Consider the following 12,254-nt stretch of genomic DNA (forward strand, 5'->3'; position numbering starts at 1 on the left):
ATTATGAGCGACTACACACCAGAGACCGATGAGGCAGAAGACGAACTTTACGAGCACTATGCTTTTATTGCCGAAAAAGGGCAATCGCCTTTACGTATAGATAAATATTTAATGAATTTTGTAGAAAATGCAACCCGAAATAAAATTCAGGCAGCTGCAAAATCGGGTAATATTTATGTGAATGGCGTGCCTGTAAAATCTAATTACAAAGTAAAAGGTAACGATGTTATAAAGGTATTGTTTGCCCATCCGCCGTACGAAAATCTACTAGTAGGAGAAAATATTCCTATCGATATTGTATACGAAGACGACGATGTTTTGGTGGTGAATAAACCAGCTGGCATGGTAGTGCACCCTGGACATGGTAATTATTCCGGAACCTTAATAAATGCGTTAATATATCATTTCGATAATCTGCCAGAAAATTCATCGGGAAGACCCGGTTTGGTGCATCGCATAGATAAAGATACTAGCGGACTTTTAGTGGTTGCAAAAACCGAAGAAGCTATGGCAAATTTATCGTTTCAGTTTGCCGAGAAAACATCGGAGCGCGAATATGTGGCCATTGTTTGGGGTAATATGGAGGACGACGAAGGTACTGTTGAAGGTAATATAGGAAGGCACCCTAAAAATCGCTTGCAAAACACGGTGTTTTTAGACGACGAAGCCGATAAAGGAAAACCAGCTGTAACCCATTACAAAGTTATCGAGCGTTTAGGCTATGTAACTTTAGTGTCTTGTAAACTGGAAACCGGACGTACACACCAAATTCGTGTGCATATGAAGCATATTGGGCATACTTTATTTAACGACGAGCGTTATGGTGGCGAGAAAATTTTAAAAGGTACCACCTTTACCAAGTACAAACAGTTTGTAGACAACTGTTTTAAAGTTTTGCCAAGACAAGCGCTACATGCCAAAACTTTAGGGTTCGAGCACCCGAAAACTAAAGAATTCATGCGCTTTAATTCCGAAATTCCAGACGATATGCAGTTGTGTATCGAAAAGTGGCGGAACTATGTGAAGCATCAAGATGTGGATGCAGCAGAAGAATAAATTTTAATTATACTGTAATAAAAAACAACAGTATTTAGCAATAGTAATCCAGCTGTTTAGTTTGTAGTTTTGTTTTAGAAAATATCAGACAAATCAAGTTTAATTCCATCAAACCTTATTATGAAATTAGTTTTATCTCCAGCTAAATCTTTAGATTTCGAAAGCGAATTGCCAACCGAAGTTACTACCGAGGCCGTTTTTTTAAAAGAAGCCGAGCGTATTAATAAAGTGGTGAAAAAGAAATCGGCCAAGAGTTTATCTAAATTAATGCATATTTCGGATGCTTTAGGGCAATTAAATTACGAACGAAATCAGCAATGGAGCTTGCCATTTACCAAAGACAATGCCAGGCAGGCTATTTATGCGTTTAGTGGCGACGTGTATCGTGGCTTTGATGCATATACCATTCCTGAAGATAAATTAGGAACACTTCAAAATACAGTGCGTATTATTTCTGGACTGTACGGTATTTTAAAACCATTAGACCTTATTCAGCCGTATCGTTTAGAGATGGGGACAAAAATGCCAATCGGTACTAAAAAAAACTTGTACGAATTCTGGAAAAAATCGATAGTAGAAGCCTTAAACAATGATTTGGAAGACAATGAATTATTCTTGAATTTAGCGAGTAACGAATACTTTAAAGCGATCGATAAAAAAGCTTTAAAAGTGCCAGTTGTAAATGCCACATTTAAAGACTTTAAAAATGGCGAATATAAGGTGATTATGACTTATGCTAAACTGGCTCGCGGTTATATGGCACGTTACGTAGTCGATACCAATGCTAAAACCATAGACGATTTAAAAGGATTTAATTACGAAAATTACCGTTACGATGAACAGCTCTCGACCGCAGAAGAGTTGGTCTTTACAAGATAATAAACGCACAGAAGATCAGCGCGAACGATTTAAAGCCACAGGCAAACAACCCCGAAATTATACGTCGACCTACATTTTGTCTGGATTGGCATTAATGTTGTTAATTAGTGCTGTTTTGACATTAACATCCGAAAAAAAACTTGAAGCCTGTATGTTTTTTGGCAGGTGTTTTAACTCTAAAGAACAACCTGTATTGTACACGCTGTATGTATTTGCAACTTTGTTTATAATTGTATTCGCCATTATTTCGGCGTATATGTTAGGAAAGAAAATTGGGAGCAAATACAAGCAATAGCTACTTGCTAACAACAGTGCCTTTATCGACGTTTATCTTAGTTTCAGGTTTTACTTTTTTCTTAATTCGTGGTCGCGTTACACCGTATGTGCCTCGGTAAATTTTGCCGCGTTTTGTTTTTTTATCGCCTTTGCCCATGTTTTTTTGTTTTTTTGAATGAATGAAACGTACAGATAAAATACTAATTTTAGCCTAAACCACAAAATTCATGTTTGTTCACGAACACCCGTATCCACCTTATATTCCTGAAAATGCAACGAAATTAATTGTCGGAACCTTGCCGCCGCCGCGATTTTCTACAGGTGATTTGAAACCCGGCGATGTCAATTTTTGTTATGGCAGTATCGATGGACAATTATGGCCGATTTTAGATAAAATATTCAATTTGAATTTGGTTTTTGAAAATTCAGAAGCAGCAATTCTTCAACGTAAAACTTTTTTGAAATCAAGAGGAATTGGTATTTGTGATATCGTAGCTTCTGCAGAACGAGACAAAATAGATGCCTCCGATTTAGGGATGCAAAACATTCAATTGCGCGATCTAATCTATTATTTGAAGCAATTTCCGAAGATTGACACCTTGTTATTTACAGGAGGAAATAGTAAAAACGGTCCTGAATATTTCTTCAGAAAACATTTAAAAACATATAACATCGCGTTGCGGAAAGTAGAAGTTGAGGTGCCGCGAATTCATGAATTTCAATTAGAAGAAAGAATCATAAAAACCGTATCCTTAACCGCGCCATCGGGAGCAGCCAATCGCGCTGTTGGTAGTATGCCACTGTACAAACAATTAAAGCAACGAAATCCAGAATTCAATACTATCGATTTTCGCGTGATGCAATACCGTGAGTTTTTTTAGTTAGGTTTTATGCCTCGAATTCACGAATATTATTTTAAAAAGAGTGAAAATTTAAAAACGCTTCACTTTTTTTTGTAATACTTCTTTAATACGCTTCAAATCATTAAATTTGCACTTCTTAAAATTTTGATGAAAGTATATGTTTAATAATTTAAGCGAAAAGTTAGATAAAGCGTTACACGTTCTTAAAGGACACGGAAGTATAACCGAAGTAAATGTTGCAGAGACCTTAAAAGAAGTGCGTCGTGCCTTATTGGATGCCGATGTTAACTTTAAAATTGCTAAAGATTTTACCAATAGAGTAAAGGAAAAAGCTTTAGGTCAAAACGTATTAACAGCTTTACAGCCAGGGCAGTTGATGGTTAAAATCGTGAAAGACGAATTAACCGAATTAATGGGAGGCGATGCCGCTGGTATTAATTTATCGGGCACACCAAGCGTTATTTTAATGTCGGGTTTACAAGGGTCTGGTAAAACAACTTTCTCTGGTAAATTAGCCAATTACCTTAAAACCAAAAAAACAAAGAAACCATTATTGGTAGCTTGTGATGTGTATCGTCCAGCAGCGATCGATCAGTTACACGTGGTGGGCGAACAAATAAAAGTAGATGTTTATAGCGATAAGGGCAATAGCGATCCAGTGGCTATAGCACAAGCTGGTATTGCACATGCCAAAGCAAACGGCCATAATGTGGTGATTATAGATACCGCAGGACGTTTGGCCGTAGATGAAGCCATGATGACCGAAATATCGAATATTCATAACGCCATCAAGCCACAAGAGACCTTATTTGTTGTAGACTCCATGACAGGTCAAGATGCAGTAAACACGGCAAAAGCCTTTAACGATGTCTTGAATTTCGACGGAGTTATCTTAACCAAACTAGATGGTGATACCCGTGGTGGTGCTGCCATAACCATTAAATCGGTAGTAGATAAACCAATTAAATTTATTGGTACTGGTGAAAAAATGGAAGCTATAGATGTGTTCTATCCTTCTCGTATGGCCGACCGTATTTTAGGTATGGGAGACGTGGTGTCGCTTGTAGAGCGTGCTCAAGAGCAATTTGACGAAGAAGAAGCTAGAAAACTTCAAAAGAAAATTGCCAAGAATCAGTTTGGTTTCGACGATTTCTTAAATCAGATTCAGCAAATCAAGAAAATGGGGAATATGAAAGACCTGATTGGTATGATTCCTGGTGCTGGAAAAATGATGAAAGATATCGATATTGACGACGATGCCTTTAAACATATAGAAGCTATTATCCATTCTATGACACCAGAAGAGCGCACTAAACCAGCCATCATTAATGCTAGTCGTAAAAAGCGTATTGGTAAAGGCTCAGGAACCTCTGTTCAGCAGGTGAATCAACTGTTAAAGCAGTTCGACCAAATGAGCAAAATGATGAAAATGATGCAAGGCGGTGGCGGAAAACGCATGATGCAAGCAATGAAGAATATGAGGTAGTTTTCGTTCTATTAAATTTCAAATCAACCGAGAACTAAAACTGCATACTGTTTACTCAATACTCAATACTAAAAAATATGACTATACTAGACGGAAAAAAAGTTAGTAACGATATTAAAGACGAAATCACCGAGCAAGTCAAAAAAATGAAAGCTAAAGGTGAAAAAGTACCACATTTAGCTGCTATTTTGGTGGGTAACGATGGTGCTAGTTTAACTTATGTTGGTAGTAAAGTAAAGGCTTGCGAGCGCGTAGGTTTTGAATCGACTTTAGTAAAAATGTCCAATACGACAAGTGAAGTCGAGTTGTTAGACAAAATTCACGAGCTTAACGAAGATCCTAATATCGATGGGTTTATCGTACAATTGCCTTTACCGGAGCAAATTAATGAGCAAAAAGTATTGTTGGCTGTAAATCCAGATAAAGATGTAGATGGTTTTCATCCAGCAAACTTTGGTAAAATGGCTTTGGATATGACAACCTTTATCCCGGCAACACCTTTCGGAATTTTAGAATTGTTAGATCGTTATGGCGTAGAAACCAAAGGAAAGCATACTGTAGTAATTGGTCGTTCTCACATTGTTGGGCGCCCAATGAGTATTTTAATGGGACGTAAAGGTTTTCCTGGGAATTCTACTGTAACCTTAACCCATAGTCACACTAAAAATATTACACAAATTACATCGCAAGCGGATATTATCATTTCTGCTTTGGGCGTGCCTAATTTCTTAAAAGCTGAAATGGTAAAAGATGATGCGGTTATTATCGACGTTGGAATTACACGCGTGCCTGATGATTCTACCGAAAAAGGTTATAAAATTACTGGTGATGTGGATTTTGTAAATGTAAGCAAAAAAGCAAGTTACATAACACCTGTTCCAGGTGGTGTGGGGCCAATGACAATTGCCATGCTGTTAAAAAACACCTTGTTAGCTTGCGAGCGACACAGAAAAAACGTCTAAAATTTACTACATAAAACATTATTGTAAGCATAGTTATAATTATAAGTAACTATGCTTATTTTTTTATTCAAAAAAAAGGGTTAGCTTAATGCAATCTAATCTAACTAACCACTTTTGAAAAACATAAAACTAATTTGTTTTGTTCTGTTGTGTTGTAGTTTCAGTTACGCACAAACAACAGAAGTTATTCAAATAAATTATTTAGGGCAGGAGCACGGCTTGTTGCAGCTTAATACCAAGGCTTTAGCTTTAGATGATATGGGTTATGTATGGGTGGGCACAGAGGATGGCTTACATCGGTTTAACGGTTACGAATTTAAAAGTTATGTAGCTAACCCTAAAGATTCCATTTCTATTCCAGACGACCATATTCGTGGACTTTTCTCGGTGAACGATACCTTATGGATTGCTACTAATTCTAAGGGGATTGTAGGGTATAAGAGAAGCGAAAACCGTTTTTTTACTTTTCGTCCTAAAAGTAAAAATCAAGACGATTTTAATGTAGCGTACAAAATTCTTCCGTTTAATACTAAACATGTATTGTTTTCTGTTAAAAATAATTTTGTACTTTTTAATCGAGACGATAAATCGCATCGTATTTATCATCTTCCAGAAAAGTATGCCGAAAATAAAGTTGAAGATGTTATTTCGGTTGGCTTTAATAGGTATTGGTTAGCAACTAGCCAGTCTGGTTTATTAGAGTTTAATTTTCAAACTCATGAATTTCGACAGCATGAAACTTTTAAGCCAGAAACAATTTCATGTTTTATTAATAGTAAAGATCAAGTGTATATAGGTACCAATCACGGAGTTTATATTTATAACAAATTACAGCAAACGTTTATTAAAAGTAGTATTAGTCATGACGTAACTGGTGGCTACAAACTGAATGAATTTGAATATTTAATTAGCACTACAAAAGGTATTTTAAAATATAATTCTGTTACCAACTTGTATCAGCCTGTGGTATTTAAAAATAATAAAGAAAACAAGCATTATGCTGCGGTGAGCTTAACTGAGTTTTTGGGAGATGATAATGGTAATGTTTGGTTTGGTACCGAAGGCGAAGGACTGTTTCACTATAATAAATTTCAAAATAAATTTAAGAGTCATAGTATTCACTTTCCCAAATTATACGAAGACCAGCGGATTAGTATTTTTCCTATCTACAGAGAAAACGACTCGTTGTTATGGCTTGGTACTTATGCAGGAACGGTAAAATACAATGTTTTAAACAATTCTTACGCCTTGTATGAAAAGGGTAAAAAGGGAATTACTTATACATTTTGTAAAGATGCTACTGGAAATTTATGGGCTGGAGGTATTACCGATGGTTTAATGAAATATGTAGATAGCACAGATAGTTTTAGACAATGGTTGCATCGGGAAAATGAAGCAAACAGTTTGCCTGATAATGAAGTGTTGGAGATAATACCAGTATCTAACGATAAATTGTGGGTGTGCACATGGGCCGGAGGTATTACAGAGTTCGATACCAAAAAGGAAACCTTTACACCGGTATTGTTAAATAATAAACAGATAAATAGGGCAAGGACCTCTTTAATCGATTCCAATCACAATATATGGATAGGTACAGACCAGGGATTGTATAAAATAACTTCGGCAAATAAAGTGCATCATTATACAACAAACTCCGATGCAAATATCAATTTAACTAATGATAGAGTGTTTTCTTTAGCCGAAGATTGTAATGGTAATATTTGGATAGGCACTAGTTCAGGGCTTACTTTTTTAGACTCTAGTACCCAGCAAACAGAGTTGTTTTTTAAACAAAAAGGCTTTCCTAACGACTTTGTTTACGGTTTGTTATTAGATGATAATGAAAATGTATGGATGAGTACAAATTACGGTTTGTCTGTATTTAACCCGATAACCAGAACATTTAAAAATTATACCGCCGATGATGGTTTACAGGATAACGAATTTAATGGTAAGTCTTTTTATAAAGATGATGAAGGACAACTTTATTTTGGAGGGATTAACGGATTTAATATTATAAACCCCAAAAAAATAATAGACAATCCGCATTTGCCAAATATATATATCGAGTCGGTAGAATTGTTTAATAAACCTATTGCTTTAAACGAAATGTTTAAAGATACACTAGTGTTTAAAAGCAGAGAAAATGTTCTGACTTTTAATTTTTCGGCATTAAATTATTTAAATCCAGCCAAGTGCTCGTACCAATATAAATTAGATAATTTTGATGACCAATGGAGTCCGGTGACTAAAAAAAATAATGTTACTTATACTAACTTGAATCCTGGAGATTATACACTTAAAATAAAAGCATCGAACGATGTTGGCGAGTGGAATCCTAATATCAAATCTTTACATCTTATTATAGTGCCGCCTTGGTATCAAACCTCGTGGTTTAAAATTCTTATCGGTATGCTGTTGGTGCTTTCTGGAGTTTGGTTTTATAGATTTAAGACCTCTAAATTAAAACGTGATAAGTTGAAGTTAGAGCGTTTGGTGGCGAGTCGTACTAAAGATTTAATCGAAAAGAACAGCGAATTAAAACGTTCTAATATCACAACAAAAACTCAAAAGGAAAATATAGAGTTTTTAATGAAAGAGCTGAATCATAGAGTGAAAAATAACCTTCAAATCATTTCCAGTTTGTTGAGTATGCAAGCTCAAAATGTTTCAGATAAGGCTGTAAAAGACACTTTAAATATTGCTAAAAATAGAATTTTAACTATATCTTACATTCAAAACGACTTGAATGCTCAAGAAGGAAAAATCGATATTTCGAAGTTTTTAGAAGAGTTTACGTTACAAGTGGTTGCCTTGCTCTCTGATGAGCAATCGGTTAAATTTAAAGTAAAATTCAATATAGAGCCCAATTGTATTTGCGATTTAAACACGACGCTTTTGGGCTTAATTGTAAACGAATTGATAACGAATACTTATAAATATGCCTTTACTACTTTTTCCGAAAGTAATGTGTTGGAGGTGGCATGTGTTAAGCATGACAGTAGTTTACTTGTAAGTATTTCCGATAATGGTAAAGGGTATCAAGCAGATCAGGTGCGGCCCAATGCTTTGGGCTTAGAATTGGTTCGGGTTATGGCAAATCAAATGAATGCAGAGTTAAAAACAACGCTACAAAACGGAGTAAAAAACACAATTATAATACAATGCTCATGAAACATGTTTTACTAATAGAAGACGAACTTATAGTAGCAATGGATATAAAAATGTCTTTAGAAAAGAAAAACGGATTTGTGGTTTCTACTGCCAGAAATTATACCGAAGCTTTAAAGATTTATAATAATAAGCTTATTGATGTTGTGGTGTGCGATGTCAATTTAAATACCGATAAAGATGGTATAGAGGTTATAGAAGCTTTTTCTTTAATTAAGCCTGTACCTGTGGTGTACTTAACAGCATACGATAACCCCGAAATTTTAGAACGTGCAAAAAAGACCTTGCCTTACGCCTATTTATTGAAACCTTTTAACGAATCGCAACTCGTATTAACCCTCGATTTGGCACACTTAAATTTTAAAAGACAGGAAAAGAAATTAGTGGTTAAAGCAGAAAATCAAAATAAATTAAAAGATTTAACATTACGCGAAAAAGAAGTGCTTATAGTGTTGGCTACGGGAAAAACGAGCAAAGAGATTGCCGATACTTTAAACATCTCTCAGCATACGGTAGATAAACATAAAAAAAATATTAAAAAGAAACTGGGTTTAAATACCATAGGCGAATTGGTGAAATTTGCATATTCTACCAATTTAAAAACGTTAAACTAAGATTTTCGATGTCTTGAAGCTCGTGTTGGTGGCGTAAATGTTTTTTTAGAGTCTTCAATTAAATGTTGAAGGGTTTTAAGTTCTTCTTTAGTAAATTCGCGATATTCTCCAACAGGAACATCCAGTTTTATATTCATAATCCGGATGCGTTTTAAAGTTAAAACTTCATAATTTAAATACTCACACATTCGTCTAATTTGCCTATTAAGACCTTGGGTGAGAACAATTCTAAACGTATAGGAATCTATTTTTTCTACTTTACACTTTTTAGTTACACGGTCTAAAATAGGCACGCCGTTAGACATTCGTTCTATAAAAGTTTGCGAAATGGGTTTGTCTACCGTAACAATATATTCCTTTTCATGATTGTTACTGGCGCGTAAAATTTTGTTTACAATATCGCCATCGTCTGTTAAAAAAATAAGTCCTTCGCTGGGCTTGTCTAAACGACCAATAGGGAAGATGCGTTTAGGATAATTAATAAAATCTATAATATTATCTTTTTCTACACGCGTATCTGTAGTGCAAACAATACCTACTGGTTTGTTAAATGCCAAATAAACAAAATTGCTGTTACTGTTGCTAACGGTTTTACCATCTACAGCAACAGTGTCGTTGGGGCCAACTTTGGTGCCCATTTCTGGTACAATGCCGTTAATGGTAACACGACCAGCATCTATAAGTTTGTCTGCTTCCCTTCTAGAACAATAACCAGCTTCGCTTAAGTATTTGTTTATGCGTTTTAACTCTGTTTCCATAGTGCAAATATAGCGATAAGTTAAGTAGCGATAAAGTTATAAATATGTTCAATTACAGAATGGTCTTTTAACGAGTGTCCTAAGCCTTCAGTTGTAATTAGGGTACTGTTTTTAAATTCATCTTTAATCAATAACGCATCTTCGTAGGGAATAACGGGATCGTTTTTATCGTGAATGATAAGCCCTTTAGTGTTTACCTCTTTTAAAAATTGCGCAGTAGAAAAGCGTTGTGGTTCAGCTCCAAAACGTTTTTTTATTGTTTTGTTTAGTTGAAGCGAAACCCTGGTGTTGTAGCCTAGTAGGTTAACATAGCGATTTACCATGTCTTTAAATTCTGAAGGCGCGCCAAGTAGTATCAATTTTTCGATACTTTTAATTTGGTATTTGTTTTGAAAAATAGTTGTTGCCATGCCTCCAACAGAATGTCCGATAATAATTTGGGGCTTAAAACGCTGGGCAATAATATTAATATATTCGGCATAGAGTAAAGCGTTGAAATACGTGCTGCCAGAATTTCCGTGTGCAGGAGCATCTAAGGCAATTATGCTGTAATCGTGCTTATTCAGGTAGGCGATTAGTTGTTGCCATCTGGAGGCATTGCTTTCCCATCCGTGTACGAGTAAAATGGTTTGTTTTTTACCAAGCCACCTGTAACTCATAATATTTTTACCGTTATAGTTAAATTCTTCCTTATAGGCTGTATTTAAAAAATCGGCTTGAGCACTGGTTATTTTACCTTTTCTTGGTTTTGTAAAAAGGTTTAAAGCTTTATTGGCAGCATATTGTTTAGAAATATAACTTAACAGGTTGAGGTAATTCCCGACCGATTTTATAATAATGTTTTTCATTCACTTTCTCTATTAACGGTATTAATAGAAAATGCAGGCGTACAAATGGCTAGATATATGCAAGGTTCCGTAAATGGATTAGAATATTGTACACGGGTGTGTTTATTTATTTTAATAGATTGACCTGCTTCTAGTACTATAGTTTCGTTGTTGATAATAAACTGTTTTTTGCCTTTAATAATAAAGGTATATTCATCAAATTCTGGCGTTTGGAAAGGTTCGCTCCAACCCGGAGGAGCCACCATGTGTGCAATACTTATTTCGGAATCTCCAGTTGAAGCCAATCCAAAATGTTCTTTTATAATTTTACCGTCTGTAGTTGGCACTTCAAAAGGCGTTTTCTGAATTTGATAAGCTTTCATAGGTGTTATTTTAGAGGTTTTCTTTTAATCATTCCGCCTCTTAAATCTTTAACAAGACCCATTATTATAAAGGCATTCCGGTCTATTTTGTCTATTTCGGTTTCTAATTTAGCAAGTTCTAAACGGGTAACTACAGTGTAAATGATGTCTTTTTCGTGAATCTGCCCATTTTGGTAACCTCCTTTTCCGCTGTAAATGGTACAGGCGCGGCGTAGTTTTTCGGTTACCATAATACGGATGTCTTCATGTTTGTCTGAAATAATGGTAACGCCTACATATTCTTCGACACCGTCTATTACAAAATCGACTGTTTTTGCAGCCGATAAATAAGTTAAAATGGCGTACAAGGCTGTTCCTATAGATAAAATATATGCGCCAAAAGAGAAAATAACAATATTTATTAAAAATAGAACATCCCCAACGGTTATCGATAATTTCCGACTTAAAAACAAGGCTAATACTTCGGTGCCATCTATAACGCTGCCACCACGCATGGCCATTCCTATTCCCAGACCAAGAAAGAATCCTCCAAAAACAGAAATTAAAAGTTTGTCTTCGGTAATGGTAGGGTAGTCAACGTTATGGACTACAAAAGCAAGCAGGGTAATAGCAGCGATGCTTTTTAAGGCAAATTTTAGACTGTACGTTTTGGCTCCTAGAATTAAAAATGGTAGGTTAACCATTATTAATAGATACCCTAACGGAATGTTGGTGAGGTGCTCTAGTAACAGAGAGATACCTGTTGCGCCTCCATCGATAAATCGGTTAGGAAGTAAAAAACCTTTAAGGCCAAAACCTGCCGAGAATACGCCTATAATAATATAAATGTATTCTTTTATGGCGTGGCTGAGTTCTACCTGTAGCGATCTAACAATAGGAACAACTTCTTTTAGAGAAGGTGCTGTAGCAGTTTCACTTGTTTCGAGTCTTTTTCGAGCAATAAAAACGAGCAGTTTGGAGACAAGTGAATTTTTCATAG

The 12,254-nt window shown here is 35.5% G+C and carries 13 protein-coding genes; 8 read left to right on the forward strand and 5 right to left on the reverse strand.

What is annotated here, in order from left to right:
* The first annotated feature begins 3 nt into the window (after window positions 1-3).
* The 3 genes from ACR9EA_RS03475 (at window position 4) to ACR9EA_RS03485 (ending at window position 2,230) form a co-directional block, all read left to right on the forward strand.
* A complete protein-coding gene (locus ACR9EA_RS03475; protein WP_435137581.1) occupies window positions 4-1,056 on the forward strand; it encodes an RluA family pseudouridine synthase in 1,053 nt (350 codons plus the stop codon).
* A 120-nt stretch (window positions 1,057-1,176) separates the two neighbouring features.
* The gene (gene yaaA, locus ACR9EA_RS03480; protein ID WP_435137583.1) at window positions 1,177-1,935 is read left to right on the forward strand and encodes a peroxide stress protein YaaA; all 759 of its coding nucleotides are present in this window, start codon (window positions 1,177-1,179) and stop codon (window positions 1,933-1,935) included.
* Window positions 1,892-2,230, forward strand: a complete 339-nt coding sequence (locus ACR9EA_RS03485) for a hypothetical protein (RefSeq protein ID WP_435137586.1) — start codon at window positions 1,892-1,894, stop codon at window positions 2,228-2,230. The genes yaaA and ACR9EA_RS03485 overlap by 44 nt, the downstream gene beginning before the upstream one ends.
* Here the strand turns inward: ACR9EA_RS03485 and ACR9EA_RS03490 are convergent, their stop codons facing one another.
* On the reverse strand, window positions 2,231-2,368 hold the full coding sequence (locus ACR9EA_RS03490; RefSeq protein WP_435137588.1) for a 30S ribosomal protein THX: 138 nt from the start codon (window positions 2,366-2,368) through the stop codon (window positions 2,231-2,233).
* A 70-nt stretch (window positions 2,369-2,438) separates the two neighbouring features.
* Between ACR9EA_RS03490 and ACR9EA_RS03495 the strand changes: the two genes are divergently transcribed.
* The 5 genes from ACR9EA_RS03495 (at window position 2,439) to ACR9EA_RS03515 (ending at window position 9,307) form a co-directional block, all read left to right on the forward strand.
* On the forward strand, window positions 2,439-3,092 hold the full coding sequence (locus tag ACR9EA_RS03495) for a uracil-DNA glycosylase family protein (protein ID WP_435137591.1): 654 nt from the start codon (window positions 2,439-2,441) through the stop codon (window positions 3,090-3,092).
* A gap of 139 nt (window positions 3,093-3,231) precedes the next feature.
* The gene (gene ffh, locus ACR9EA_RS03500; protein ID WP_435137594.1) at window positions 3,232-4,560 is read left to right on the forward strand and encodes a signal recognition particle protein; all 1,329 of its coding nucleotides are present in this window, start codon (window positions 3,232-3,234) and stop codon (window positions 4,558-4,560) included.
* A 77-nt stretch (window positions 4,561-4,637) separates the two neighbouring features.
* Complete coding sequence (locus ACR9EA_RS03505; RefSeq protein ID WP_435137597.1) at window positions 4,638-5,522, forward strand: bifunctional 5,10-methylenetetrahydrofolate dehydrogenase/5,10-methenyltetrahydrofolate cyclohydrolase; 885 nt, start codon at window positions 4,638-4,640, stop codon at window positions 5,520-5,522.
* A 114-nt stretch (window positions 5,523-5,636) separates the two neighbouring features.
* Entirely contained in the window at window positions 5,637-8,696 is a 3,060-nt protein-coding gene (locus tag ACR9EA_RS03510) for a ligand-binding sensor domain-containing protein (RefSeq protein WP_435137600.1), read from the forward strand.
* Window positions 8,693-9,307, forward strand: coding sequence for a response regulator (locus ACR9EA_RS03515; protein ID WP_435137603.1), 615 nt, complete (start codon window positions 8,693-8,695; stop codon window positions 9,305-9,307). The genes ACR9EA_RS03510 and ACR9EA_RS03515 overlap by 4 nt, the downstream gene beginning before the upstream one ends.
* On the opposite strand, the gene rluF is transcribed toward ACR9EA_RS03515, so the two are convergent.
* Genes rluF through ACR9EA_RS03535 form a run of 4 tightly spaced genes read right to left on the reverse strand, consistent with a single transcriptional unit; the run spans window position 9,304 to window position 12,252 of the window.
* Window positions 9,304-10,065, reverse strand: coding sequence for a 23S rRNA pseudouridine(2604) synthase RluF (rluF, locus tag ACR9EA_RS03520; RefSeq protein ID WP_435137606.1), 762 nt, complete (start codon window positions 10,063-10,065; stop codon window positions 9,304-9,306). The two genes, ACR9EA_RS03515 and rluF, sit on opposite strands and share 4 nt — an antisense overlap.
* Window positions 10,066-10,085: 20 nt before the next feature.
* Window positions 10,086-10,913, reverse strand: coding sequence for an alpha/beta hydrolase (locus ACR9EA_RS03525; protein WP_435137609.1), 828 nt, complete (start codon window positions 10,911-10,913; stop codon window positions 10,086-10,088).
* On the reverse strand, window positions 10,910-11,275 hold the full coding sequence (locus tag ACR9EA_RS03530) for a cupin domain-containing protein (RefSeq protein ID WP_435137612.1): 366 nt from the start codon (window positions 11,273-11,275) through the stop codon (window positions 10,910-10,912). Before ACR9EA_RS03530 ends, ACR9EA_RS03525 begins: the two co-directional genes overlap by 4 nt.
* Before the next feature lie 5 nt (window positions 11,276-11,280).
* Window positions 11,281-12,252: a YitT family protein gene (locus ACR9EA_RS03535; protein WP_435137615.1), complete on the reverse strand. Its 972-nt coding sequence runs from the start codon at window positions 12,250-12,252 to the stop codon at window positions 11,281-11,283.
* Window positions 12,253-12,254 lie beyond the last annotated feature (2 nt).

Source organism: Formosa sp. A9, from assembly GCF_051200825.1.
In the GTDB taxonomy this organism is placed as follows: domain Bacteria; phylum Bacteroidota; class Bacteroidia; order Flavobacteriales; family Flavobacteriaceae; genus Formosa.

What these genes read in the sequence shown, in the direction of transcription:
- ACR9EA_RS03515 (WP_435137603.1), top strand. Translation starts at nt 8,693, where the DNA reads ATGAAACATGTTTTACTAATAGAAGACGAACTTATAGTAGCAATGGAT.
- yaaA (WP_435137583.1), top strand. Translation starts at nt 1,177, where the DNA reads ATGAAATTAGTTTTATCTCCAGCTAAATCTTTAGATTTCGAAAGCGAA.
- ACR9EA_RS03505 (WP_435137597.1), top strand. Translation starts at nt 4,638, where the DNA reads ATGACTATACTAGACGGAAAAAAAGTTAGTAACGATATTAAAGACGAA.
- ACR9EA_RS03485 (WP_435137586.1), top strand. Translation starts at nt 1,892, where the DNA reads ATGAACAGCTCTCGACCGCAGAAGAGTTGGTCTTTACAAGATAATAAA.
- ACR9EA_RS03475 (WP_435137581.1), top strand. Translation starts at nt 4, where the DNA reads ATGAGCGACTACACACCAGAGACCGATGAGGCAGAAGACGAACTTTAC.
- rluF (WP_435137606.1), bottom strand. Translation starts at nt 10,065, where the DNA reads ATGGAAACAGAGTTAAAACGCATAAACAAATACTTAAGCGAAGCTGGT.
- ACR9EA_RS03530 (WP_435137612.1), bottom strand. Translation starts at nt 11,275, where the DNA reads ATGAAAGCTTATCAAATTCAGAAAACGCCTTTTGAAGTGCCAACTACA.
- ffh (WP_435137594.1), top strand. Translation starts at nt 3,232, where the DNA reads ATGTTTAATAATTTAAGCGAAAAGTTAGATAAAGCGTTACACGTTCTT.
- ACR9EA_RS03525 (WP_435137609.1), bottom strand. Translation starts at nt 10,913, where the DNA reads ATGAAAAACATTATTATAAAATCGGTCGGGAATTACCTCAACCTGTTA.
- ACR9EA_RS03535 (WP_435137615.1), bottom strand. Translation starts at nt 12,252, where the DNA reads ATGAAAAATTCACTTGTCTCCAAACTGCTCGTTTTTATTGCTCGAAAA.
- ACR9EA_RS03490 (WP_435137588.1), bottom strand. Translation starts at nt 2,368, where the DNA reads ATGGGCAAAGGCGATAAAAAAACAAAACGCGGCAAAATTTACCGAGGC.
- ACR9EA_RS03495 (WP_435137591.1), top strand. Translation starts at nt 2,439, where the DNA reads ATGTTTGTTCACGAACACCCGTATCCACCTTATATTCCTGAAAATGCA.